Origin of the sequence: Nocardioides daphniae, assembly GCF_004777465.1 — a bacterium.
GTDB classification, from domain to species: Bacteria; Actinomycetota; Actinomycetes; order Propionibacteriales; family Nocardioidaceae; genus Nocardioides; species Nocardioides daphniae.
In genome coordinates, this window is the sequence record NZ_CP038462.1 from 1,099,939 (window position 1) to 1,122,775 (window position 22,837).

The 22,837-nt window shown below is 71.6% G+C and carries 18 protein-coding genes and 2 pseudogenes; 12 read left to right on the forward strand and 8 right to left on the reverse strand.

The window, feature by feature from the left end:
- Nucleotides 1–84 precede the first annotated feature (84 nt).
- On the forward strand, nucleotides 85–1,359 hold the full coding sequence (gene clpX / locus E2C04_RS05470; protein WP_135831851.1) for an ATP-dependent Clp protease ATP-binding subunit ClpX: 1,275 nt from the start codon (nucleotides 85–87) through the stop codon (nucleotides 1,357–1,359).
- Nucleotides 1,360–1,519: 160 nt separating this feature from the next.
- Nucleotides 1,520–2,281 (forward strand): hypothetical protein, encoded by a 762-nt coding sequence (locus E2C04_RS05475; protein ID WP_135831852.1) that lies wholly within the window; start codon nucleotides 1,520–1,522, stop codon nucleotides 2,279–2,281.
- 115 nt (nucleotides 2,282–2,396) lie between these two features.
- On the opposite strand, the pseudogene valS reads toward E2C04_RS05475, so the two are convergent.
- From valS to E2C04_RS05495, 4 genes and pseudogenes are all read right to left on the reverse strand, one after another.
- Nucleotides 2,397–5,001: pseudogene (gene valS / locus E2C04_RS05480) on the reverse strand (valine--tRNA ligase).
- A 9-nt stretch (nucleotides 5,002–5,010) separates the two neighbouring features.
- Complete coding sequence (locus tag E2C04_RS17675; protein WP_158630615.1) at nucleotides 5,011–6,306, reverse strand: M48 family metalloprotease; 1,296 nt, start codon at nucleotides 6,304–6,306, stop codon at nucleotides 5,011–5,013.
- A 340-nt stretch (nucleotides 6,307–6,646) separates the two neighbouring features.
- Nucleotides 6,647–7,087, reverse strand: a complete 441-nt coding sequence (locus E2C04_RS21825; RefSeq protein ID WP_135833676.1) for an NAD(P)H-dependent oxidoreductase — start codon at nucleotides 7,085–7,087, stop codon at nucleotides 6,647–6,649.
- Between the two features lie 38 nt (nucleotides 7,088–7,125).
- Nucleotides 7,126–8,001 carry a hypothetical protein gene (locus tag E2C04_RS05495; RefSeq protein WP_135831853.1) on the reverse strand — a complete coding sequence of 292 codons (876 nt, stop codon included), beginning with the start codon at nucleotides 7,999–8,001 and terminating at the stop codon, nucleotides 7,126–7,128.
- Between the two features lie 221 nt (nucleotides 8,002–8,222).
- On the opposite strand from E2C04_RS05495, the pseudogene E2C04_RS21250 reads away from it, so the two are divergent.
- The 4 genes and pseudogenes from E2C04_RS21250 to E2C04_RS05505 all read left to right on the forward strand — a co-directional run.
- A pseudogene (locus E2C04_RS21250) lies at nucleotides 8,223–8,882 on the forward strand (bifunctional folylpolyglutamate synthase/dihydrofolate synthase); the annotation flags it as partial.
- Between the two features lie 97 nt (nucleotides 8,883–8,979).
- Nucleotides 8,980–9,618 (forward strand): glutamate ligase domain-containing protein, encoded by a 639-nt coding sequence (locus E2C04_RS21255; RefSeq protein ID WP_338088808.1) that lies wholly within the window; start codon nucleotides 8,980–8,982, stop codon nucleotides 9,616–9,618.
- Nucleotides 9,618–9,791 (forward strand): hypothetical protein, encoded by a 174-nt coding sequence (locus tag E2C04_RS17680; RefSeq protein ID WP_158630616.1) that lies wholly within the window; start codon nucleotides 9,618–9,620, stop codon nucleotides 9,789–9,791. Before E2C04_RS21255 ends, E2C04_RS17680 begins: the two co-directional genes overlap by 1 nt.
- Nucleotides 9,792–9,793: 2 nt before the next feature.
- Nucleotides 9,794–10,099, forward strand: coding sequence for a DUF4233 domain-containing protein (locus tag E2C04_RS05505; protein WP_135833677.1), 306 nt, complete (start codon nucleotides 9,794–9,796; stop codon nucleotides 10,097–10,099).
- A gap of 19 nt (nucleotides 10,100–10,118) precedes the next feature.
- Here the strand turns inward: E2C04_RS05505 and pdxR are convergent, their stop codons facing one another.
- Nucleotides 10,119–11,465, reverse strand: coding sequence for a MocR-like pyridoxine biosynthesis transcription factor PdxR (gene pdxR / locus E2C04_RS05510; RefSeq protein WP_135831854.1), 1,347 nt, complete (start codon nucleotides 11,463–11,465; stop codon nucleotides 10,119–10,121).
- A gap of 94 nt (nucleotides 11,466–11,559) precedes the next feature.
- Between pdxR and E2C04_RS05515 the strand changes: the two genes are divergently transcribed.
- The 6 genes from E2C04_RS05515 (at nucleotide 11,560) to rodA (ending at nucleotide 19,482) form a co-directional block, all read left to right on the forward strand.
- Nucleotides 11,560–12,312, forward strand: coding sequence for a pyridoxamine 5'-phosphate oxidase family protein (locus E2C04_RS05515; protein WP_135831855.1), 753 nt, complete (start codon nucleotides 11,560–11,562; stop codon nucleotides 12,310–12,312).
- A 9-nt stretch (nucleotides 12,313–12,321) separates the two neighbouring features.
- Nucleotides 12,322–12,729: a nucleoside-diphosphate kinase gene (ndk, locus tag E2C04_RS05520; protein WP_135831856.1), complete on the forward strand. Its 408-nt coding sequence runs from the start codon at nucleotides 12,322–12,324 to the stop codon at nucleotides 12,727–12,729.
- A gap of 44 nt (nucleotides 12,730–12,773) precedes the next feature.
- A complete protein-coding gene (locus E2C04_RS05525; RefSeq protein ID WP_135831857.1) occupies nucleotides 12,774–13,553 on the forward strand; it encodes a hypothetical protein in 780 nt (259 codons plus the stop codon).
- 72 nt (nucleotides 13,554–13,625) lie between these two features.
- Nucleotides 13,626–15,587: a rod shape-determining protein MreB gene (gene mreB, locus E2C04_RS22255; protein ID WP_477529300.1), complete on the forward strand. Its 1,962-nt coding sequence runs from the start codon at nucleotides 13,626–13,628 to the stop codon at nucleotides 15,585–15,587.
- The gene (gene mrdA, locus E2C04_RS05540) at nucleotides 15,584–18,301 is read left to right on the forward strand and encodes a penicillin-binding protein 2 (protein WP_135831859.1); all 2,718 of its coding nucleotides are present in this window, start codon (nucleotides 15,584–15,586) and stop codon (nucleotides 18,299–18,301) included. Before mreB ends, mrdA begins: the two co-directional genes overlap by 4 nt.
- Nucleotides 18,301–19,482 carry a rod shape-determining protein RodA gene (gene rodA / locus E2C04_RS05545; RefSeq protein WP_135831860.1) on the forward strand — a complete coding sequence of 394 codons (1,182 nt, stop codon included), beginning with the start codon at nucleotides 18,301–18,303 and terminating at the stop codon, nucleotides 19,480–19,482. The genes mrdA and rodA overlap by 1 nt, the downstream gene beginning before the upstream one ends.
- Nucleotides 19,483–19,521: 39 nt before the next feature.
- Here the strand turns inward: rodA and E2C04_RS05550 are convergent, their stop codons facing one another.
- From E2C04_RS05550 to E2C04_RS05560, 3 genes are read right to left on the reverse strand one after another with little or no spacing between them, the layout of a single operon-like run.
- On the reverse strand, nucleotides 19,522–20,643 hold the full coding sequence (locus E2C04_RS05550) for a calcium:cation antiporter (protein WP_135831861.1): 1,122 nt from the start codon (nucleotides 20,641–20,643) through the stop codon (nucleotides 19,522–19,524).
- Between the two features lie 20 nt (nucleotides 20,644–20,663).
- Entirely contained in the window at nucleotides 20,664–22,001 is a 1,338-nt protein-coding gene (locus E2C04_RS05555; RefSeq protein WP_145965132.1) for an ATP-binding protein, read from the reverse strand.
- Entirely contained in the window at nucleotides 21,914–22,702 is a 789-nt protein-coding gene (locus E2C04_RS05560; protein WP_135831863.1) for a hypothetical protein, read from the reverse strand. Before E2C04_RS05560 ends, E2C04_RS05555 begins: the two co-directional genes overlap by 88 nt.
- Between the last annotated feature and the right edge of the window lie 135 nt (nucleotides 22,703–22,837).

The window sequence follows — 22,837 nt, forward strand, 5'->3', positions numbered from 1 at the left end:
GCGGGGCCGGGGTACCGTCGACAACAGCTCCAAGCACGACCGCCGGGAGACCCTTCCCGGCCCAGACCAGAGGAATGATCGCTCGTGGCTCGAATCGGTGACGGCGGTGACCTGTTGAAGTGCAACTTCTGCGGGAAGAGCCAGAAGCAGGTCAAGAAGCTCATCGCCGGGCCCAACGTCTACATCTGCGACGAGTGCATCGAGCTCTGCAACGAGATCATCGAGGAGGAGCTCGCCGAGGGCAGCGAGGTCGGCATGGCCGATCTCCCCAAGCCCCGGGAGATCTTCGAGTTCCTCAACTCGTACGTGATCGGCCAGGAGCACGCCAAGAAGTCGCTCGCCGTCGCGGTCTACAACCACTACAAGCGGGTGCAGGCGCAGGCGGCGATCGCCACCACGAAGCAGAAGGACGAGGCCGTCGAGGTCGCCAAGTCCAACATCCTGGTGATCGGTCCGACCGGCTGCGGCAAGACCTACCTGGCCCAGACGCTGGCCCGCATGCTCAACGTGCCCTTCGCGATCGCCGACGCCACCGCGCTCACCGAGGCCGGCTACGTGGGCGAGGACGTCGAGAACATCCTGCTCAAGCTGATCCAGGCCGCTGACTACGACGTCAAGAAGGCCGAGACGGGCATCATCTACATCGACGAGATCGACAAGGTCGCCCGCAAGGCGGAGAACCCGTCGATCACCCGCGACGTCTCCGGTGAGGGTGTGCAGCAGGCGCTGCTCAAGATGCTGGAGGGCACGACCGCGTCGGTGCCCCCGCAGGGTGGTCGCAAGCACCCCCACCAGGAGTTCATCCAGATCGACACCACCAACATCCTCTTCATCGTGGGTGGCGCCTTCGCCGGGCTCGAGCACATCGTCGAGCAGCGCGTCGGCAAGAAGTCCCTCGGCTTCACGGCCGAGGTGCGTGGCGAGGCCGAGCGCGAGGCCGAGGACCTGATGGCGCAGGTGCGCCCCGAGGACCTCACCAAGTTCGGCCTGATCCCTGAGTTCATCGGCCGCCTGCCGCTGATCGCCAGCGTCAGCAAGCTCGACAACGACGCGCTGGTCCAGATCCTCACCGAGCCGCGCAACGCCCTCGTCAAGCAGTACCAGCGCCTCTTCGAGCTCGACGGCGTCGAGCTCGACTTCGACGACGAGGCCATCGCCTCCATCGCCGAGAAGGCGCTGGAGCGGGGGACCGGTGCCCGAGGCCTGCGCGCGATCATCGAGGAGGTGCTCCTCCACGTCATGTACGAGGTGCCCTCGCGCGGTGACATCGCCAAGGTCATCGTCACCCGCGCCGCCGTCATGGAGGGTGCCGCCCCCACCCTGGTCCCGCGGGAGCCGGAGAAGAAGAAGTCCGCCTGACGCGTTCGGCGACCTGTCGCCCCCACCCCTTGGCCGCACGCCAGGAGGTGGGGGCGAAGTCATGTGCAGGACTTTTGCCAATCCGGCCCTTTCCCAGCACAACCGGGAGAGAATGGTGTAGTCATCGCACATCTCGGGACCAGAAGGGCACCACCCCGCAATGAGCTCGGAGCACAAGCGTCCTCTGTACGCCTTCGCCGTCGTGGCGTTGCTGTGCGCCCTCTTCGTCGGAAACGGCCTGCGCAGCGACGCCTTCGTCGGCATGCTGCGCGCCATCGAGTCCCCGCGCATGGTCGTCCCGGACCGGACCGAGGTCGCCGAGCCGCCGGCACCGGTCGTCGCTCCCGACGAGGTCTCCGGCCTGAGCTCGGTGACCAGCGAGGCCGAGGCTGCTCCGTCCGCCAAGAAGACTGCGGGCGCGACCCCGCGTCGTACGGTGGCCAGCCCGGCCCAGCGCAAGGCGAAGCCGGCACCGAAGGCCGCCCCCGCTCCCGCGCCGTCGCCCGAGCAGGGCGACGACCACGGCCAGGGCCACGAGTACGGCAAGGGCCACGAGCACGGCAAGGGTCACGGGCACGGCAAGGGTCACGACGACGCCAGGGGCCACGGCCGCAGCGGTGGCCACGAGAAGGGTCGCGGCGAGGGCCGTGAGCACGACCGGAGCCACGGCAAGGGCCGCTCCCACGACCGTGGCGACGACCACGGGAAGAGCGAGCGCGGACACCGCGGCAAGTCCGACCACCGCAAGTCCGACCACCGCAAGTCCGACCACCGCAAGTCCGAGGGCCGCGACAAGGGTCGTTCGCACGACCGTCGCGACGACCGGGGCCACGGCAGGTCCGGCCACAGCAGGTCCCACAAGGGCGGTCACGGCAAGTCCCACGGAGGCGGTCACGGCAAGGGCGGCCGCGGCCACCGCTGACCCGCACCGCTGCCCCGGCTCCGCTGATTAAGCCCCGGCCACACGCACCTACGACGAAGGGCTCCTCACCGCCAGGTGAGGAGCCCTTCGTCGTGTCACGCGGCAGGGGAGGCGGTCACTCCGCGGCAGGAGCGACCTCGGCCTCGACGGTGAGCTCGGTGGCCTCCTCGTCGACGGTGAAGACCAGGTCGCCGGTGATCTTGCCGGCCTGGCGCAGGTCGGTCTCGGCGGCACGGGCCCCCTCGACCAGCTTCGCGGGACCGGAGACCTCCACCCGGGTCAGCTCGTGGCGCATCGAGACCTTCGCCTTCGACTTGGCGCCACGGATGCCACCCAGCGCCGCGGAGACACCGGCCAGGGCGCCCGGGTCGCTCGCCGCGGCGCTGCCCAGGTCGTTGGGCTCGGGCCAGGCGTGGGTGTGGATCGACCCCTCGCGCCACCACGACCAGACCTCTTCGGTCACGTAGGGCAGGAAGGGCGCGAGCAGGCGCAGCTGGACGTGCAGGGCGACCGCCAGGGCAGCGCGCGCCGACTCCGTGGCCAGGCCGCCGTCCTCGGCGTACGCGCGCTCCTTCACCAGCTCGACGTAGTCGTCGCAGAACTCCCAGAAGAAGCGCTCGGCGACCTCGAGGGCCGTGGTGTAGTCGTACGCCTCGAAGGCCTCGGTTGCGGTGCGGATCGTCTCGGCGAGGCGACCCATGAGGGCGGTGTCGACGGGCTCGTAGACGGCGACGGGGCTCGGGTTCGTGGCACCGACGTAGCTGAGCACGAACTTCGAGACGTTGAGGACCTTCATCGCCAGGCGACGGCCGACCTTCATCTGGCTCTCGTCGAAGGGCGAGTCCAGGCCGGGCGGGCCATCGCGGCGCGCCAGCGGACGGCGTCGGCACCGAACTTGTCGAGGATCTCGGTGGGGACGACGTTGCCCTTCGACTTCGACATCTTCTTGCGGTCGGGGTCGACCACGAAGCCCGACAGCATGGCGTGCGACCACGGCACGACACCGTTCTCGTGGTGGGCACGGACCACGCGGGAGAAGAGCCAGGTGCGGATGATGTCGTGGGCCTGCGTGCACAGGTCCATCGGGAAGACCCGCTCGAAGAGGTCCTGGTCGATCTCCCACTTGCCCGCGATGTGCGGGGTGAGCGACGAGGTCGCCCAGGTGTCCATCACGTCGGGGTCACCGATGAAGCCGCCGGCCTTGCCGCGCTGCTCCTCCGAGTAGCCCTCGGGGGCGTCGGTGGAGGGGTCGACGGGCAGCTGCGCCTCGGTGGGCAGCAGCGGGTGGTCGTAGTCGGGCTCACCCTCGGCGTCCAGTGCGTACCAGACCGGGAAGGGGATGCCGAAGAAGCGCTGACGGCTCACCAGCCAGTCGCCGTTGAGGCCACCGACCCAGTTGTCGTAGCGGTGCTTCATGTGCTCGGGCACCCAGGTGATCTTCTCGCCCTCGCCGACCAGCTCGTCGCGCAGGTCGGCGTCGCGGCCGCCGTTGCGGACGTACCACTGGCGCGTGGAGACGATCTCGAGCGGCTTGTCGCCCTTCTCGTAGAAGTTGGCCATGCGCTCGGTCGGCTTGGGCTCGCCGTCGAGGTCGCCGGTCTCGCGGAGCTTGGCGACCATCGCCTCGCGCGCGGAGAAGACGGTCTTGCCGGCCAGGTCCTCGTACGCGGCAGCAGCCTGCTCGCTGGAGAGCCACTCGGGCGTCTCGCGGGTGAGGCGGCCGTCGCGACCGACGACGGTGCGCACCGGCAGCTGCAGCTCTCGCCACCACTGGACGTCGGTGAGGTCACCGAAGGTGCAGCACATCGCGATGCCGGCGCCCTTGTCGGGCTCGGCGGCGGGGTGGGCCAGGACCGGGATCTCGACCCCGAAGACGGGCGAGGTGACGGTGGTGCCGAAGAGCGCCTGGTAGCGCTCGTCGTCAGGGTGGGCGATCAGGGCGACGACCGACGGGATCAGCTCGGGACGGGTGGTCTCGATGTGGATCGGGCCGGCGGCGCCGTGGAAGGCCACGCGGTGGTAGGCGCCGGGGTAGGGGCGGGCCTCCAGCTCGGCCTGGGCGACCGCGGTCTGGAAGGTGACGTCCCACAGGGTCGGGGCCTTCTGCAGGTATGCCTCGCCGCGGGCGAAGTTGCGCAGGAACGCGCGCTGGCTGACGGTCTGGGCGTCGTGACCGATCGTCGTGTATGGTGTTCCAGTCGACCGAGAGGCCGAGGCGGCGCCACAGCGACTCGAAGACCTGCTCGTCCTCCTCCACCAGCTGCTCGCAGAGCTCGATGAAGTTGGGGCGGCTGATCGCCACCTGCTTCTTCGGGTCGGGCTTCGCCGGCGGCGTGAAGTCGGCCGTACGGCAGGCTCGGGTCGCAGCGGACGCCGAAGTAGTTCTGCACCCGACGCTCGGTCGGCAGGCCGTTGTCGTCCCAGCCCATCGGGTAGAAGACCGACTTGCCGGTCATCCGCTGGTAGCGCGCAATGACGTCGGTGTGGGTGTAGGAGAAGACGTGGCCGACGTGCAGCGAGCCGGAGACGGTGGGCGGGGGAGTGTCGATCGAGTAGACGTTCTCCCGCGGCTGGGTGCGGTCGAAGGCGTAGGTGTCGTCAGCCTTCCACTGCGCGGCCCACTTCTCCTCAAGACCCTCCAGAGCCGGCTTGTCCGGTACGACGACGTCGCGCGGTGCGGGCGGCGTCGTGGACAGGTCGGGATGCTGGTTGTCAGTCATGGGGGAAGTCTAGGAGGCGCTGACCTCCTGCAGGAAACCAGTTCCGGGAGCCTTGCGCCGGCCCGTCGCGGTGAGGAACGACTGGTAGGCGCGGTCGTCCGCGGTCCCGACCTCGGAGGGCGACCAACCGGAGTTCACCTTGTAGTCCGCGAGGATGTCGCGGAGGAACGGCACGACGCTCGTGTCGTCGACCACCTGGCGGGCCACGCCGCACAGGTCGAGGTGGCCCTCGGAGGGGCTCACCAGGTCGATGACGCCACCCCACGAGCAGGTCAGGTCGCCGGCGCCGTGCTCGGCGAAGGCGTCGGCGAGCACGCCGGTCAGGAGGAAGACGCAGTCCTCGCGCACCGCCGCCTCCTTGGAGCGCAGGGCGTTGCCGACGCGCTTGCCGAGGTCGCCGCGCTCGATGACGTCGAGCAGGCCGGCGAGCGTACGCACCTCGGGCGTCGCGGCCTTGAAGAGGATGAGCGAGGAGGAGCGGGCACGGCGGTGCGCCCAGCGCGTCATCGCGTCCTCCCAGAAGAGCTCCTGCGTCCCCGGCGGGAGGCCGGCGTCGGCCACCGCCTCGAGCAGGGCGTCCTCGTTGGTGAGCAGGAACATCGCCGGCTCACCCGCCTGCGGGTGGGCCGGGTCATGCGGCCGCTCCTCGAGCTGGGCGTGGTCGGCGATCTCGCCGCCGCGCTCCATGAGCAGCTCGATCAGGCCCAGGTAGACGGGGCGCGGCACCAGGTTGTCGGTGAGGTCGGGCAGGACGAACTCGTCGATCCACCACTGGGTGGCGGTGGCGATGGCGTCCTCGAGGCGGCTCTGGCCCTTGCCGGAGGCGGAGGAGGAGCCGGACGAGGAGGACGAGCCGCCGCCGAGCAGGCGGCCGAGGCGGCCGAGGCGGGAGGGGCGCTGCTGGGCGGGGACCGCGACGGTCTCGCCGCGGTCGGCCATCCGGTCGGTCAGCGCGCGGGTGATGATCTCGGCCAGGTCGCCCTGGTCCAGGGCGAGCAGCAGCGGGACCCCGATGTCGAGGGAGAACGGGTCCTCGTGGGTGACGACGTGGGAGTTGCCGACGACGCGGATCTGCTCAGGTGGGGGCGAACCGGCCTCCATGGCGACGGTGCGCACGAAGTGCCACAGCCCGGGCTGCTCCAGCGGGCCCACGGTGGCGGCGCCCTGCAACATCGAGCTGGCGTCGATCGTGTAGACCTGCTGCCACAACGAGGTCAGCCACTCCTGGCCGGGGGCCGGGGTGTTCTGGGCAGGAACGGGTGCTCCTGTCGGCAGGCCGGGGCCTCCCACAGCGATGTCCGTCACGTGTCCTCCCTGGCGGCGGGGTCTCTCGGGGCCGTCCCGAGAAATCGATCGTAACGGCGGCCTCCGGCGAATGTGCCGGATCACGAGAACTCCCGCGGGAGTCCGGGGGCGGCGCTTCAGCCGCGTCCGCGACCACCTGTGAAGGGCTTCGCAGAGCCCTCCTCGATGCCGGCGCGGATCTTCTTCTCGACCATGGCGGCGATGCGGTTGGCGACCTTGGGGACGGGCCGGTCGCTGAACCAGTCGGCCTCGAACCAGCCTCGCTCGTCCCAGTAGGCCGCGTCGACCGGCTCCTCGTCGCGCCCGCCCTCGACCAGGAGCCGGGCCACCCGGAAGCCGATCAGGTCGGCCACCGTCTGCCTCGGCTCGACCGGGTCGAGCGCCTCGGCGTGCAGGGTCGCGGCGAGCTGGTCCAGCGCGGTGTCGACCTTGGCCCGGTAGGGCGCCTTCTTGAGGCCGGGGTCGTTGACGCCGAGTGCACCGGGGTGGCGAAGACGACGAGGTCGGCGGTGTCCATCAGGGTGCGTGCGGGGGAGGTGCGCTCGAAGGAGGGGCAGCTCTGCTCGCCGGCGGTCATGCAGGAGAGGCACGCGGGGCAGCTGGGGCCGACGTCCAAGTCGTCGGTGGTGACGACGTCGACGGCCACCTCGAGGGCCGGGTCGACGGCCCGTACGCGGTCGAGCAGCTGCTCGACGAGAGCGCCCGTCGTCCCGCTCGTGCCGTGGCCGGTCCCATGATCACGCCGATGCGCACGCCAGCGCCCCTTTCGTCGAAGGTTTATATCCTATCGACGCGGGCCGCTGGCGAGAGTGGAACGGGTCAGCGGCGTACGCGCAGGGTCACCGACGCGGTCGCCCTCAGGTGCTTGCTGCCCGCGGCGGGCGTGAAGGTCACGGTGACCTTGTGGCGACCTGGGCGCAGCGTGCGCGGCAGTGCCGCGCGGAACGAGAGACCCTTGGTGACCTTCCGGGTGGTGACCACGCGCTTCCCGACGGTGACCTTCACGGTGCCCCGCGGCTGGCTCGTCGAGGCGCCCTTCGCGAGCGTGACGACCACCTTGGCCGGGGTCTTGCCGACCAGCTGCACCTTCTTGGTCAGCCCGGCCTTCAACGCCGGCTTGACCGCGGGCGCCGGGGCGGGGTCGGACGGGGGAGCGTTCCGTCCCTCCACGGGCACCTGGACCACCGGCGTGCTCGTCGGCGTGCAGTTGATGACGACCGTGAAGACCAGGTAGGTGAACTCGACCCGGAGCGCGCCCGGGGTCAGGGCGACGGTCGAGGAGGGCGTCGTCACCCGGCCGGTCAACGCGGGGAGGTCGGTGGGCGTGCCGGGGTTGATCGTGACCTGGCGCTCGCCCGACAGGGTCGCGGCTGCGCCGTCGACGTCCGCGGCCATCGAGCTGCGCATCGTGACCGTGATTGGCGACGTGATGCCGGGGATCGCGGGGCGCCCGGTGGTCATCGCGAGGTTCACCGCCGCGCCGTCGGCCTGCGCGGTGACCTCGGCGCTGACCGGCATCTCGAAGGCCGTGGGCGCGGTGACCACGGCGCTCTTCTCGGGCAGGCACGTGTAGTCGAGCGCGGCGGTGGTCGCCGCGGTGGCGGCGGTCGGGCTGAGCAGGGCGCCCAGGAGGGCACCGGCGGCAAGGAGGCCAGCCGGGCGGAGGGTGCGACGGGGGTGCGGGGCAGGGCTCACGGTGCGGGCTCCTCTAGGGGCTCGGGCAGGGACGGGCGTACGCGCGCCGAGGCGCGGCTGCTGACCAGTGGAGTGTGGTGGATCACAGCGCTCCCGTCAGGCACTTCGCCTGCCCGTCCCACGGATTGGGTAGGCCGGGCGAGCTGAGGGGACCAGCTGTGCGGCACCCCTGCGCCGACGGTGAGGCTCTGCGAGGGGCGAGCGCCTAGAATCGGCGAGCGATGAGCCACACTCCTGACGCCCCTGAGGGCCCCCGTTTCGCGCAGACCTTCGACGAGGTCAGCGACGCGCTCCTGTCCCGATGGCCCGAGACCCGGCTCGAGCCCTCGCTCGACCGGATCCAGGCCTTCACCGAGCTGCTCGGGGACCCCCAGCGCGCCTACCAGGTGGTGCACCTCACCGGCACCAACGGCAAGACCTCCACCTCGCGGATGATCGACACGCTGCTGCGTGCCCTGGACCTGCGCACAGGACGGTTCACCTCCCCGCACGTCGAGAAGATGAGCGAGCGGATCTGCCTCGACGGTGAGCCGCTCAGCGACGAGGCCTTCGTCGACGCCTTCAACGACGTCGCGCCCTACACGCACCTGGTCGACTCCAGCCAGGAGCACCCGCTCTCCTTCTTCGAGACCGTCGTCGGCATGGCGTACGCAGCCTTCGCCGACGCCCCGGTCGACGTCGCGGTGGTCGAGGTCGGCATGGGCGGCTCGTGGGACGCCACCAACGTCGTCGACGCCCAGGTCGCCGTGGTCCTGCCGATCGCCCTCGACCACGCCCAGTACCTGGGGGAGTCGCCCGTCGACATCGCCCGGGAGAAGGCCGGCATCATCAAGGAGGGCAGCTACGCCGTGCTGGCGCAGCAGACCCCCGAGGTCGCCGCCGTCCTCCTCGAGCGCGCTGCCGCGGTCGGCGCCACCATCGTCCGCGAGGGCATGGAGTTTCGGCGTCATCTCCCGCGTCCCGGCCGTCGGTGGCCAGATGGTCTCGATCCAGGGTCTGCGCGCCCGCTTCGACGACCTCTTCCTCCCGCTGCACGGCGCCCACCAGGCGCAGAACGCCGCGGTCGCCCTCGCCTCGGTGGAGGCGCTGCTCGGCGAGGCCCCACTGGACGAGGAGCTGGTGCGGGCCGCCTTCGCCGAGTTCACCTCGCCCGGTCGCCTCGAGGTCGTGCGCCACTCGCCCACGATCGTGCTCGACGCCGCCCACAACCCGCACGGCGCGGAGGCCACGGCGGCCGCGCTGGAGGACTCCTTCGCCTTCGACCCGGTGGTCGGCGTCATCGGCGTGATGGGCGACAAGGACTACGAGGGCGTGCTCGCGGCCTTCGAGCCGCACATGGACCACCTCGTGGTGACCCAGAACTCGACCCCGCGTGCGATGAGCGCCGAGGCGCTGGGCCAGGTGGCGCGCGGCGTCTTCGGTGAGGACCGGGTCACCGTCGTGCCCGACCTGGCCGACGCCATCGACCGGGCCGCCGCGCTGGCCGAGGCCGGCCAGGCGTTCGGTGACGGCATCGGTGCCGGCGCCGTCCTGGTGACCGGCTCCGTGGTCACCGTGGGGGAGGCCCGCGCGATGATCCGCCCGGTGGGCCGCGACCGCAACGCTGGAGGCAGCTGATGAACGACCCCGTCCAGCCCGGGATCGACCCCGACGACACCCTCGCCGAGTCTCCCGAGGAGACCCCGGAGGAGATCGTCGCCCGCAACCTGGCGAAGTCGCCGACCCGCGGCATGTGCGCGGCGATCCTCGCGCTGCAGTCGATCGCCCTGGGGCTCACCACCCGGTGCTGATCATGGTGGCCGACGTCTCGCGCGGCGTCGCGCTGCTGATCGGTGTCGGTCTGGCGGTCCTCTGCCTGCTCACCGCCGGGATGCTGCGCCGTCCGTGGGCCTACCACGTCGGCACCGCCATCCAGGTCGCCTCGCTCGCGCTCGGCTTCGTGATCCCGCTGATGTTCGTGCTCGGGATCATCTTCGCCCTGCTGTGGGGCGGAGCGATCGCGCTGGGTCGCAAGATCGAGCGTGAGAAGGCCGCCGCCTGGAACGCCTGGCTCCTGGAGCAGCAGAGCGAGCAGCAGGGCGAGCAGCAGGGCGCCTGAGGCTTCCCGGCGCCTCGGTTCAGCCCAGCGCGGCGACCAGCACCTCCAGCGCTCGGTCGAGCTCGTCGTCGTCCGGGCCGCCGAAGCCGACCACCAGCCCGCTGAGCCCTGCGCTGCGGCAGTAGGTGGAGAGCAGGTTGACCCGGAAGCCCGCCTCCTCCGCCGCGCGCTGCGCCCGGGCCGCCCGCTCCTCCTCGAGCAACCACGTCGAGTACATGCCGGCGACCGGGCCGGCGAGCTCGGCGTAGGGCGAGAGGGCGGCGACGACCCGCGGTGCGCGCTCGGCGTACGCACGTCTCGCCGCGCGTACGACGGCGTCGACGTGGCCGTCGCGCAGCATCACCGCGAAGGCCGACTGCACCGCCCACGGCGGGGTGTCGTGGGTCAGCGCACGGAAGGCGTCGACGGTGGGGCGCAGGTGGTCGGGGAGGACCGCCCAGCCCAGCCGCAGCGACGGCATCACCGACTTCGAGGCGGTCCCGAGCAACGCCACCTGCCCACGCGCCATGGCCGCCAGCGCCGGCACGGGCGCCACGTCGTAACGGAACTCCGAGTCGTAGTCGTCCTCGATCACGAGGACCCCGGCGCGCTCGGCCTCGGCCAGCAGGCGGACCCGCTCGTCGGCGCCCATCACGTGGCCCAACGGGTGCTGGTGGGCCGGGGTCACGTAGGCCGCAGCGAGGCCGGCGAGGTCTCCCACCGGTCCGGAGGCCGGGAGGTCGACGACCTGCCGCCCGCTGGCCAGGACCACCGCGACCGCGGCCCGGTAGCCCGGGTCCTCGACGCCGACGGGCCGCTGGGGCAGTCCGGTCAGCGCGTGGCGCAGGCCCTGCGTGGTGCCGCTGGTGACCAGCACGTCGTCGGGGTCGACGTCGAGGCCACGGGTGCGGGCGATCCGCTCGGCCAGCGCCGTCCTCAGCTCCGGCAGGCCCCGCGGGTCGTCGTAGCCGCGCGGTGGGGTGGCGTCGGTGACGCTGCGCCAGGCCCGGCGCCAGGCGGCCGTCGTGGTGCGCGGCACGGGGCTGGGGCGCCACGGGGTGCCGGCGTCCATCGGCACCAGCGGGCGCGCCGGGGTCGCGCGGGGGCGTGGGGCGACCTGCCGCAGGGCGACCTCCGGCCCGGCGGCCACCCAGGTGCCCGAGCCGGTGCGGCCCTCCACCCAGCCCTCGGCGCGCAGCTGGTCCCATGCGGTGTCGACGGTGGCCCGGGAGACGCCCAGGTCGGTGGCCAGCGCGCGGGTGCTGGGCAGGCGGTCGCCCACCGTGAGCGTGCCGTCGAGGGCGAGACGTCGTACGCCGTCGGCGAGCTGCACGCTGAGCGGCGTACGGGAGTCGCGGTCGAGCCGCACCGGCAGGGGAGTGGTCATCGCGGGGCCTCACGCAGGTCAGACCGAAGTGGCCCGACGAGAAGTGTCTGGATTGGCCCGTTCTCTCGGGCCACTGAGCGTGGACGATGGTCTCATGAGCACGAGCGCCCCCGCCCCCCAGGCCGCGTCCCGACTGTCCGACCTCCCGCTGGAGCCCACGGACCGCACCACCGTTACCAGGGGCCGCAACCGGGTGGTCGCCGACCGCACGAAGCTGCTGGCGCTGCTGGCCGACGGGCTGGTGTGCCACGTCGGCGTCGACGTCGGCGACCACCCGGTCGTGCTGCCCTGCGCCTACGCGGTCGACGTCGACGGCCCCGACGCGGGCGGCACCCTCTACCTCCACGGCTCGGTGGCGGCGGGCTGGATCCGCCGCCTGCTGGCCGACCCTGCCCACGCGACCATCTGCGTCACCGTCACCGAGCTCGACGGGCTGGTCACCGCCCGCTCGCCCTTCCACCACTCGATGAACTACCGCTCGGCCGTGGTCGTGGGTCGCGCCCGGGAGGTGACCGACACCGAGGAGCGTCGCCACGCGCTCGACCTGGTCGTCGACCACATGGTCCCGGGCCGCTCGGCCACGCTGCGGCCCAGCACCCGCAAGGAACTGGCCGCGACCGCCGTCCTGGCGGTCCCGCTCGCCGAGGCGTCGATGAAGGAGCGCGCCGAGGGGCCGGTCGACGACGAGGCCGACGTGGCGTCCGGAGTGTGGGGCGGCCACATCCCGCTGCGCCGGGTCGCCGTCGACCCGGTGCCCGCGCCCGACGCGGTGGGGGAGGTGCCCGAGGACGTCCGCGCCCGGGCCGCGGAGTTGGCCGGTCGTGCCCTCCGGGCGGCGGCTCGTTAGGCTGCCCCCATGACCCAGCGCACCTTCGTCCTGCTCAAGCCCGACGCCGTCAAGCGCGGACTGGTCGGCCAGATCCTGGCCCGCTTCGAGTCGAAGGGTCTGCAGATCGTCGCGCTCGAGCAGCGCACCATCGACGCGGCGCAGGCCGACGCGCACTACGCCGAGCACGTCGAGCGCGACTTCTACCCGCCGCTGCGCGACTTCGTCACCTCCGGCCCGCTCGTCGCGGTGGTCCTCGAGGGCGACGAGGCGATCGAGGTCGTCCGTGCCCTCAACGGCGCCACCGACGGCCGCAAGGCTGCGCCCGGCACGATCCGCGGCGACTACTCGCTCTCCAACCGCGAGAACCTGGTGCACGGCTCGGACAGCCCCGAGTCGGCCGAGCGCGAGATCGCCCTCTGGTTCCCGGCTCTCTGAGCCAGCCCCACCTGTACGACCCACCTGTCAGACGGAGAGCCACCATGGGCACCGCACTCGCCGCCCACCTCGCCGACTGGATCGACGGGCTGGGCCTGACCGACCACCTGGCCGACGCCGGGCTGCCGAGCTTCACGCGCGACGAGGCCGGCACCCCGACGTGGACCGAGGCCGACGGCACAGCGCTCTCCGACGAGCGGCTGGTCCAGCTCGACGCCTCGCTGCGTGACCACGGCGACGACCCGGCCCACGGCGTCCCGGTGGCGCTGCTGCTGCTCGCCCGCAAGGCACGGCTGCGCGCCGAGCTGCTCACCACCCCCGCCTGGACCTACGAGCACCTCGCCCAGGTGCGTGACGCCTCCGTCAACGCCACCCGCTTCTGGGTGCACAAGCAGGCCCAGGCCCACCAGCTGTTCACCGTGACCCGGGGTGAGCACCTGCTCGTCCCGGCCTTCCAGCTGACGGCGAGCGGGGACGTACGCCCGGAGCTGCTGCCCGTGCTCGAGCCGCTGCTCTCCTCGGGCACCGACCCGTGGGACGCCTGGATCTGGTTGACCCACCCGGCCGGACTGCTCGGCGGCGGGGTGCCGGAGCAGCAGGCGGCCGACCCCGAGGAGGCGGCGCTGGTGGCCCATGCGGCCCGCAAGCTCGCCGAGCGTGCCGCGGCCTCCCCGAAGGCGGCCCGCCGAGCCGCTCCCGCGCCTGCCGTGACGCCCCCGGCCCCCGGTGGTGGGCTGCGGCTGCGGCGGCCACCACTGAGCCCGGCCGCGCACCGGTCGTGGGGCGCGCGTGTCCTGCCGGGATCGGCGCCCTCGTCTCCCTAGGCTGATCCGTGTCGCCTCGGGGTCGCCCGAGGGGACGCTTCTTCCCCCGGATCGACCAGCGAAGGCACGCACATGGCGAACAGTGTCATCGGCCGTGACATGGCCGTCGACCTCGGAACGGCCAACACGCTGGTCTACGTCCGCGGCAAGGGCGTCGTCCTCGACGAGCCCAGCGTCGTCGCGATGAACACCACCACCGGCGAGGTCCTGGCCGTGGGCCACGAGGCCAAGCGGATGATCGGCCGCACGCCCGAGTCGATCACCGCCATCCGCCCGCTCAAGGACGGCGTGATCGCCGACTTCGACGCGACCGAGCAGATGCTGCGCTACTTCATCCAGCAGGTGCACCGTCGCCGCTACTTCGCCAAGCCCCGCATGGTCATCTGCGTGCCCAGCGGCATCACCGCCGTCGAGCAGCGCGCGGTGAAGGAGGCGGCCTACTCCGCCGGTGCCCGTCGCGTCTACGTCGTCGAGGAGCCGATGGCTGCCGCGATCGGCGCGGGCCTGCCGGTGCACGAGGCGACCGGCAACATGGTCGTCGATGTCGGCGGCGGCACCACCGAGGTCGCCGTCATCTCGCTCGGCGGCATCGTCACCAGCCTCAGCGTCCGCACCGCCGGCGACGACCTCGACCAGGCGATCATGGCGTGGATGAAGAAGGAGTACTCCCTGATGCTGGGGGAGCGCACCGCCGAGGAGGTCAAGATGACCCTCGGCTCTGCCTTCCCGCTGCCGCAGGAGCCCGAGGCCGAGATCCGCGGCCGCGACATGGTCTCCGGCCTGCCGCGCACGGTCACCGTCTCCACCGTCGAGGTGCGCCACGCCCTCGAGGAGCAGATCCACGACATCGTCGACGCCGTCCGGATGACCCTCGACCAGACCCCGCCCGAACTGGCCGGCGACATCATGGACCGCGGCATCGTGCTCACCGGGGGCGGCGCCCTGCTCCGCGGCCTCGACGAGCGCCTGCGCCACGAGACCGGCATGCCCGTCCACCTCGCCGAGCACCCCTGGAGGCCGTCGTCTTCGGCGCCGGCCGCTGCGTCGAGGAGTTCGAGGCGCTCCAGCAGGTGCTCGTCTCCGACCCGCGACGGTTCTGAGGGAGCAGCGAATCTGATGGGACTGCGACTTCCGGAGAAGCGCTGGCGCGGGCTCGACGACCGCCAGCCGCCCCGCTCGACCCTGATCGCCCTGGTCCTGGCCTCGATCACCCTGATGGTGCTCGACCAGCAGACCGGCGACTCCTCGCCCGTGGAGCCGGTGCGGGCCGTGGTCAGCGAGGTCTTCGCGCCCGTCGAGGCCGTGACCTCGGTCGCCGTACGCCCGTTCACCACCGTGCCGACCTGGTTCCGGTCGAAGGACTCGCTGCGCAAGGAGGTCGAGCGTCTCGAGGCCGAGAACTCCGCCCTCCGTGAGGAGGTCGCCACCAGCGACCTCGACGTGCAGACCCTGGTCGAGTTCGAGGGGCTGACCGCAGCCGCTGCCGACCTCGGCCGTGCGCTCGTACCGGCCCGGGTCATCGGCTACGAGCCGGCGCAGTCGTTCAGCCGCACGGTGACGATCAACGCGGGCACCGCCGCCGGCGTACGCCCCGACATGACCGTCGTCAACGACGAGGGCCTGGTCGGCCGCGTGCTCCGCGCGACCCGGCGCACCGCCACCGTCCTGCTCATCCTCGACCCCGAGTCGGTGGTCGGTGGGCGCATCGGCCAGAGCAAGGAGATCGGCTTCCTCAAGGGCCGTGGCGTGCTCGGCCGTGAGGGCCGCCTCGACCTCGAGCTCCTCGACCAGAGCCTGGTGCCGGCGCAGGGCGACACCGTCCTGAGCTGGGGCAGCGACGGCGTCGGGCCCTACGTCCCCGGCGTCCCGGTCGGCACCGTCACCGACGTCTTCGAGAGCGTGCGCGAGCAGAGCCGCCGCGCCGTCATCGAGCCCTTCGTCGACTTCACCGCCCTCGACGTGGTCGGCGTGGTCGTGCCGCCCGACACCTCGAGCGACCGCGCGCTGGTCCGCGTCGACGGGAGCATCGGATGAGCCTCGTACGCGGCCTCGTCGGCCTGCTCCTCGTCGTGGTGGCCCTCGGGCTCCAGACCTCCCTCTTCCCGCACCTGGCATGGAACGGCGTCGTGCCCAACCTGGTGCTGCTCGTCGTGGTCGCCGCGGCCCTCTCCCGCAGCCCGCAGTTCGCGCTGGTGCTGGGCTTCACCGGCGGCGTGCTGATGGACCTGGTCGGCCCGGCCGACCACTTCGCCGGCCGGTGGGCGCTCGCCTTGGTCGTCGTGGCCTGGGTGGCGGCGCGCGTGCGCCAGGACACCCGCCCCGGCACGCTCGCCGTGCTGGGCACGGTCGCCGCCTCCTCCTTCATCGGCACCTCGGTCTTCGCGCTGACCGGCCTGGTCCTGCGTGACCCGGTGGTCGGCGTGGGCGAGATGCTCGGCGTGATCGGTCGCCGTCCTGTGGGACCTGCTGCTGACCCCGATCGTGCTGCCGCTGGCCATGAAGGTCCTGCGTCGTGGCGCGCCCGCCGGCGCGGAGCGGGTCGGGGTCTGATGGCGGTCACCGGGGCTGAGCGGAGCCGGCTGCGCCTGCTGGTGCTGCGCGCCCTCGTGCTCACGCTCTTCCTCACCCTCTTCGCCCGCCTCTACTACCTCCAGGTCGTCGGCGGCGACGACTACCGCGCCAAGGCGGCCGACCAGTCGGTGCGCGACATCGTCGTGCAGCCGCAACGCGGACTGGTCGTCGACGACATGGGCCGTCCCCTGGTCGCCAACCGGCTGAGCTGGGTCGTCTCGATCGACCGCTCCGTGCTGCGCAAGCTGGAGGAGGACGAGCGCGACAAGCTCGTGGCCCGGGTCGCCACTGCGGTCGACCAGCGACCGGCCAAGGTCGAGCGGCGACTCCTCGACTGCGGCTCGAGCGGCGCCGAGTCGGGTGTCTGCTGGAACGGCTCGCCCTTCCAGGCCGTCCCGGTGGCCACCGACGTCGACCAGGCGGTCGCGCTGCGCATCCTCGAGCAGCCCGAGGACTACCCGGGCGTCGTCGTCGAGCAGCAGAACGTGCGCTCCTACCCCTCGCCCTTCGGCGTCAACCTGGCCCACGTGCTCGGCTACCTCAGCCCGATCACCGAGGAGGAGTTCGACTCGGCCTCCGAGGCGGACGACCGCTCGCTCAACGGTGCCTCGGTCGTCGGCCGTGCCGGCGTGGAGCGGCAGTACGACGAGTGGTTGCGCGGCATGCCCGGCTACCGGCGCGTCTCGGTCGACTCGATGGGCCGCGTCCTGGGCGACGACAGCGAGATCGCCAGCACGCCGGGCGACACGCTGGTCACCTCCATCGACGCCAAGGTGCAGGCGACGGTCGAGAAGGAGCTGGCCCGCTCGATCGCCACCCAGCGCGCCACCGTCGACAAGGTCACGGGCCGCAAGTTCGCGGCCGACTCCGGCGCCGCGGTGGTGCTGGAGGCGAAGACCGGACGGGTGGTCGCGATGGCCAGCCAGCCGACGTACGACCCCGAGGTCTGGGTCGACGGCATCACCGACAAGGAGCTGGCGCGCCTCTACTCCGAGAAGGCCGGCACCCCGCTGCTCTCGCGGGTCACCCAGGGCCAGTTCGCGCCGGGCTCGACCTGGAAGCCCTTCATGACCGCGGCGGCGCTGCGCAACGGCTACAGCGCCGACACCCGCCTCCCGTGCGGGGCCAGCTACCAAGTGGGCAACCGCCCCTTCAAGAACTTCGAGTCGGGCACCTACGGCACCATCGGCTTCGCCAAGGCGCTCGAGGTCTCCTGCAACACCTTCTTCTACGCGATCGGGCACAACTACTGGAAGAAGTTCGGCTCCGACGTCGACGACGTAGACGCGCGTGACCCGCTGGTGGAGGGCGCCCAGGAGTGGGGCTTCGGCTCCGAGACGGGCATCGACCTGCCGGGCGAGGCGTCGGGCCGGATCGCCGACCGGGCGTGGAAGCGTGCCTACTACGACTCGCAGAAGAGCTACTACTGCGGCATCGCCAAAAAGCCGCAGACGGCCGACACCTCGGCGTTCCTGTACAAGTTCGCGCGTGAGTTCTGCGTCGAGGGCTACGCCTACCGCGCCGGCGACGCCGTCAACTTCTCCATCGGGCAGGGCGACACCATGGTGACGCCGCTCCAGCTCGCCGTCGGCTACGCCGCCCTCTCCAACGGCGGCACGCTGTGGCAGCCCCGGGTGGGCAAGGCGATCGTGACGCCCGAGGGCGAGGTCATCCAGCAGATCAAGCCGAAGAAGGCCGGCAAGGTGAAGTCGACCAAGGCCCAGCTCGCCTTCATCGACGACGCGCTCAAGGGCGTCGCCAGCGTCGGCACGATGAGCTGGAAGCTCGGCGGCTTCCCGCTCGACCAGGTCCCGATCCGCGCCAAGACCGGCTCCGCCGAGGTCTACGGCAAGCAGTCGACCGGGTGGGTGGCCAGCTACACCAAGGACTACGTCGTCATCATGATGATCAGCCAGGGCGGCACCGGCTCGGGCTCCACCGGTGACTCGGTGCGCAAGATCTGGGAGACCCTGTACGGCGTCGAGGGCGACCGCGTCGTCCCGCGCCGCGCCGCGATCCCCGGCACCACGGCCCCCACCGAGCTCCCGACCTTCGCGGAGGACGGCTCGATCCTGCCGCCCGTCGGCCCGATGACCGACAACCCCAAGAAGAAGGCGGGCAAGAAGGCCGGCGCGAAGGCCGGCCAGGGTGCCGGCACTGCGGGAGGGGCGCAGTGATGAACCAGGTCCCTCGCCGCACCGGCTTGCGTGGCCCCGGCTTCGACTGGCTGCTGATGGCCGCCGTGCTCGGTCTGCTGGTCATCGGCACCCTGGTGATCTGGTCGACCACCTCCTCGCGTGAGGCACTCACCGGCGGCGACTCCACGGCGTACCTGCGCAAGCAGCTGGTCAACCTCGCCATCGGCGGGGTGCTCATGGTGCTCGTCATGGCCACCGACCACCGGTGGGTCCGCATCCTCGCCCCGGTCGTCTACCTGGGCGCGATCGTCGGCCTCGTCCTGGTGCTCCTCATCGGCTCGGAGGCCAACGGCTCGCAGTCGTGGCTGCGGGTGGCCGGCATGTCGATCCAGCCGTCGGAGTTCGCCAAGCTGGCGGTCGTCATCGGGATGGCGCTGCTGGTCGCCGAGCGCACCGAGGGCAACTGGCGGCGTCAGGTCGGCACCCCCGAGGTGTTCGGCATGCTGCTCATCGCCGGCATCCCCGCGGCCCTGATCCTGCTGCAGCCCGACCTCGGCACGATGCTCGTGCTCAGCGCGACCGTCTTCGGCGTGCTGGCGGTCTCGGGCGCCCCGCGCCGGTGGCTCGGCGGGCTGGTCCTCGGCGGCGTCGCGGCGGCCACCGCCGCGGTGACTCTGGGGGTGCTGAAGCCCTACCAGGTCGACCGCTTCATGGCCTTCACCGATCCGGGCCTCGACCCGTTGGGTGCGGGCTACAACACCGAGCAGGCCCGCATCGCGGTCGGCAACGGTGGTCTGTGGGGCCAGGGCCTCTTCGAGGGCTCGCAGACCCAGGCCGGCTTCGTGCCGGAGCAGCACACCGACTTCATCTTCACCGCCGTCGGCGAGGAGCTGGGCCTGCTGGGTGCCGGGGCGGTCATCGCCCTGACCTGTCTGGTGATCTGGCGGGCGCTGTCGATCTCGTTCGCCACCGACGACATGTTCGGTCGGGTCGCGGCGGCGGGGATCGCCTGCTGGTTCGGCTTCCAGGCCTTCCAGAACATCGGCATGTGCCTGGGCATCATGCCCGTGACCGGCGTGCCGCTGCCGTTCGTCTCCTACGGCGGTTCGTCGATCTTCGCGGGCATGCTCGCGGTCGGCCTGCTGCAGAACATCCACCTGCGCTCCAGCGCCGGGATGCCGGGCGCGACGCTGTCGACCCGGTCGTACGCCCTGCGCTGAGCCCCGCGCCGAGCTCACTGCCGGGCCCGGGCGTCGGGGTCAGGGCACCATCGACACGAAGACGAAGGCAGCCAGCAGGGTCAGGTGCACGACGCCGTGCAGCGGCTTCGCCCGGCCCTGCCCCACGGTCAGCACCGAGACCATCATCGTGAGCGCCAGCAGCACCATCTGCATCGGCAGCAGCCCCAGTTCGAGGCCGCCGTCGAGCCAGACCATGGCCACGGCGATGGTCGGGATGGTGAGTCCGATGGAGGCCATCGCCGAGCCGTAGCCCAGGTTGAGGCTGTTCTGCACGCGGTCGCGTGACGCGTTGCGCACCGCGGAGATCGTCTCGGGGGCGAGGACCACCAGGGCGATCACGACACCGACCACCGTGTAGGGCAGCCCCAGCGAGGAGACGCCGCTCTCGATCGTGGGGGAGAGCAGCTTGGCCAGGCCGATCACGCTGACCAGGGCGACCAGCAGCAGGCCGACGCTGGTCCACGTCTCGGTGGAGGTGGGCGGGTCGGCGTGGTCGTCGCCGTCGAGGTCGAGCAGGCCGGTCACCCGGCCGAACTCGTCGCTGCTCACCGGCACGAAGAAGTCGCGGTGGCGCACCGTCTGGGTGAAGACGAAGACGACGTAGAGGACCAGCGAGACCACGGCGGCGAAGGCCAGCTGGGAGGTCGAGAACTCACGCACGTGGCCCGACTCGGTGAAGCTCGGCAGCACCAGCGTCATCCCGGCCAGGGTGATCACGGTGGCCAGGGCTGCCCCCGTGCCCGAGGCGTTGAAGCTGACCAGGTGGTGCTTGGTGGCCCCGACGAGCAGTGAGATGCCGACGATGCCGTTGAGGGTGATCATCAGGGCCGCGAAGACGGTGTCCCGGGCGTAGGTGCTCGCCCCGTCGCCGCCGGAGACCATGAGCATGACGATCAGCCCGACCTCGATCACCGTCACCGCGACGGCCAGGATCAGGGAGCCGAACGGCTCACCGACCTTGTGCGCGACGACCTCGGCGTGGTGCACCGAGGCCATCACCGCGCCGACGAGGGTGAGGGCGATGGCGACCAGGACGGCCCAGTGCTCGTGGTTGGCCCAGGTGGCCACCAGCAGGAGCAGAGCCAGTGGCGGGACCGCCACCGTCCAGCGGAACTTTCCGCGGACGGTGGAGGTTGTCATGGGGAGAAACTTACGGGGGGTCACTCGGGGGTCGAGGAGTCGGCTGGCCACTGGGCCGCCGGCAGGGTGAACGCGAAGGTCGCGCCTCCGCGCTCGTTGGTGCAGGCGGAGATCTGTCCGCCGTGCCGCTCGACGATCCGGCGGCAGGCCGCCAGCCCCATGCCGTAGCCCTCCTTGTCCTGGGCCGCCCCCGAGGCACGGTGGTAGTCGTCGAAGATGCGGTCCTCCTCGCCCACGGGCAGGCCGATGCCCTCGTCGCTGACCTCCACGCGGACCCAGCCCCGTTGGTCGGGCACCGACCGCACGGTGATCGTCGGCGTCGCGCCCGGGCGTACGAACTTGGAGGCGTTGCCGATCAGGTTGGCCAGGAGCTGTCGCACCAGTCCCAGGTCGGCGCGGACGTGGTGCGGGGTGTCGACGGTGAAGACGTGGGGGCCGGTCTCGCTCGCGTGCGCGACCACGGCGCGCACGGGCGTGGCCAGGGGGAAGGCCTCCAGGAAGAGGGCCCCCTCGCGGACGACCGTGTAGTCGAGCCAGTCCGAGATCACCTCACGCATCCGGCGGTTGCTCGCGCGGGCCCTGACCAGCAACGCGCCGGCCTCCTCGGGGTCACGGCTGCTGAGCGCCTCCTCGGCCATCTCGAGCCAGCCCTCCAGGCTGGTCAGCGGCGAGCGCAGGTCGTGCGCCACCAGGCCGGCGAAGCCGCTCAGCTCCTGCAGGCGGGCGTGGTGCTCGGTGATGTCGGTGAGGAAGAGCATCCAGCCGTCCTCGGGGTCGGCGCTGACCCGGGTGACGGTCTGGCGCAGGAGCCGTGACCCGTCGTCGACGCCGAGGTTGATGTAGGCGGCCTCGATCAGCTCCTGGTCGCTGAGGCTGGAGCCATCCAGCCGGGTGAGGCCGAACCACGACGTCCAGCTCTCCGGGGGGCTGGCCGGGAACGAGCGTCCCAGGAGGGTGACCGCGGCGCCGTTGTACATGCGTATGTCGAGGTGCCGGTCGACCAGGATGACGCCGTCGTGCATCGACTCGAAGACGTTCTGCAGGATCTCCAGCCGTCGTCTGGCTCGGCCGCGCTCGCGCTCGAGGTCCTCGACCAGCTGCTCGCGCCGCTGGCTGAGCTGGGCGACCAGGAGGGCGACCAGGATGAAGGTGGAGACCACCAGGTCCATCACGGTGCCCAGCGGCACCGGGCTGTCGGCGTTCTCGATCGTGTTCAGCGACGGTGAGAAGAGGATGCTCACCAGCCCGATCAGGAGTCCGAAGGTGTTCGTCACCCAGGGCCCGTGGGTGAGCGCCACGTAGACGACGGGGAGCACCGCCAGCCAGGCCATGTTGACGCGCCGGTGGAGTACACCCACCACAACAGCCCGACCGAGAGGAGCCAGACGGCCAGGATGCGCAGCCACGGCTCACGCAGGGTGGCCGGGGACCAGGTCCCGAACGTGATGAGCGTCGTGGCGCCGCCGACGCTGGTGACGACGAAGACGTGGGCCATCCACTGCAGCGCCACGCTGGTCGAGACGTGGCCCAGGTGGAGGCCCGGCGCGGCGCCGATCACCAGCCCGACCGCTCCGCTGACCAGGGCCCCGACGGCCAGCAGGCCCAGGTCGCGGGCCGAGGTGGGGGCCCAGTTGCGGACCCACGCGTTGCGCCAGGCCGTCACCCCCGTCAGGTGGGGGTGGGCGGGGGAGCGCAGGACGTGGCGGCCCCAGCGGTAGAGGAAGGCCATCAGGAAGGCCTGGAGCGGGACGGCCACGACGCTGCGGGCGGTGTCCGAGGCCGACGCGTCCATGGACAGTGCGGTCGCGGCGGCCATGACCGCGAGCGTTGCGACGGTCAGGGCGAAGCGTCGGGTGGGCCGTGGGAGCAGGCCGGGGGCGTTCCAGTCGAGGGTGATCCAGGTGAAGGCGACGGTCGAGAAGAGCCAGACGTGGGGCATCTGGCCGACCTCGCCGGTCGCCTCGGCGCCGTAGACGGACAGGCACAGCACAGCGGCAGCGATCCCCCACAGGACCCAGTACCACTTGTCCGGTCGCTCGACCGTCGTTGCCGCCGCCACGGTGTCCCTCTCCCCGGGCAGACGCCCGACCCCCCACGAAACTGCCCACACTCTAGGGGCATCGGCTCTCGGCTGCGGTCCAACTGGAGTTTCGGCGTACCCTTGTTGACCGTCCTGATCCCGACCGGTGAGGTC

What these genes read in the sequence shown, in the direction of transcription:
- E2C04_RS05475 (WP_135831852.1), top strand. Translation starts at nt 1,520, where the DNA reads ATGAGCTCGGAGCACAAGCGTCCTCTGTACGCCTTCGCCGTCGTGGCG.
- E2C04_RS21255 (WP_338088808.1), top strand. Translation starts at nt 8,980, where the DNA reads ATGGTCTCGATCCAGGGTCTGCGCGCCCGCTTCGACGACCTCTTCCTC.
- E2C04_RS17680 (WP_158630616.1), top strand. Translation starts at nt 9,618, where the DNA reads ATGAACGACCCCGTCCAGCCCGGGATCGACCCCGACGACACCCTCGCC.
- E2C04_RS05505 (WP_135833677.1), top strand. Translation starts at nt 9,794, where the DNA reads ATGGTGGCCGACGTCTCGCGCGGCGTCGCGCTGCTGATCGGTGTCGGT.
- pdxR (WP_135831854.1), bottom strand. Translation starts at nt 11,465, where the DNA reads ATGACCACTCCCCTGCCGGTGCGGCTCGACCGCGACTCCCGTACGCCG.
- E2C04_RS05515 (WP_135831855.1), top strand. Translation starts at nt 11,560, where the DNA reads ATGAGCACGAGCGCCCCCGCCCCCCAGGCCGCGTCCCGACTGTCCGAC.
- ndk (WP_135831856.1), top strand. Translation starts at nt 12,322, where the DNA reads ATGACCCAGCGCACCTTCGTCCTGCTCAAGCCCGACGCCGTCAAGCGC.
- E2C04_RS05525 (WP_135831857.1), top strand. Translation starts at nt 12,774, where the DNA reads ATGGGCACCGCACTCGCCGCCCACCTCGCCGACTGGATCGACGGGCTG.
- mreB (WP_477529300.1), top strand. Translation starts at nt 13,626, where the DNA reads ATGGCGAACAGTGTCATCGGCCGTGACATGGCCGTCGACCTCGGAACG.
- mrdA (WP_135831859.1), top strand. Translation starts at nt 15,584, where the DNA reads ATGAGCCTCGTACGCGGCCTCGTCGGCCTGCTCCTCGTCGTGGTGGCC.
- rodA (WP_135831860.1), top strand. Translation starts at nt 18,301, where the DNA reads ATGAACCAGGTCCCTCGCCGCACCGGCTTGCGTGGCCCCGGCTTCGAC.
- E2C04_RS05550 (WP_135831861.1), bottom strand. Translation starts at nt 20,643, where the DNA reads ATGACAACCTCCACCGTCCGCGGAAAGTTCCGCTGGACGGTGGCGGTC.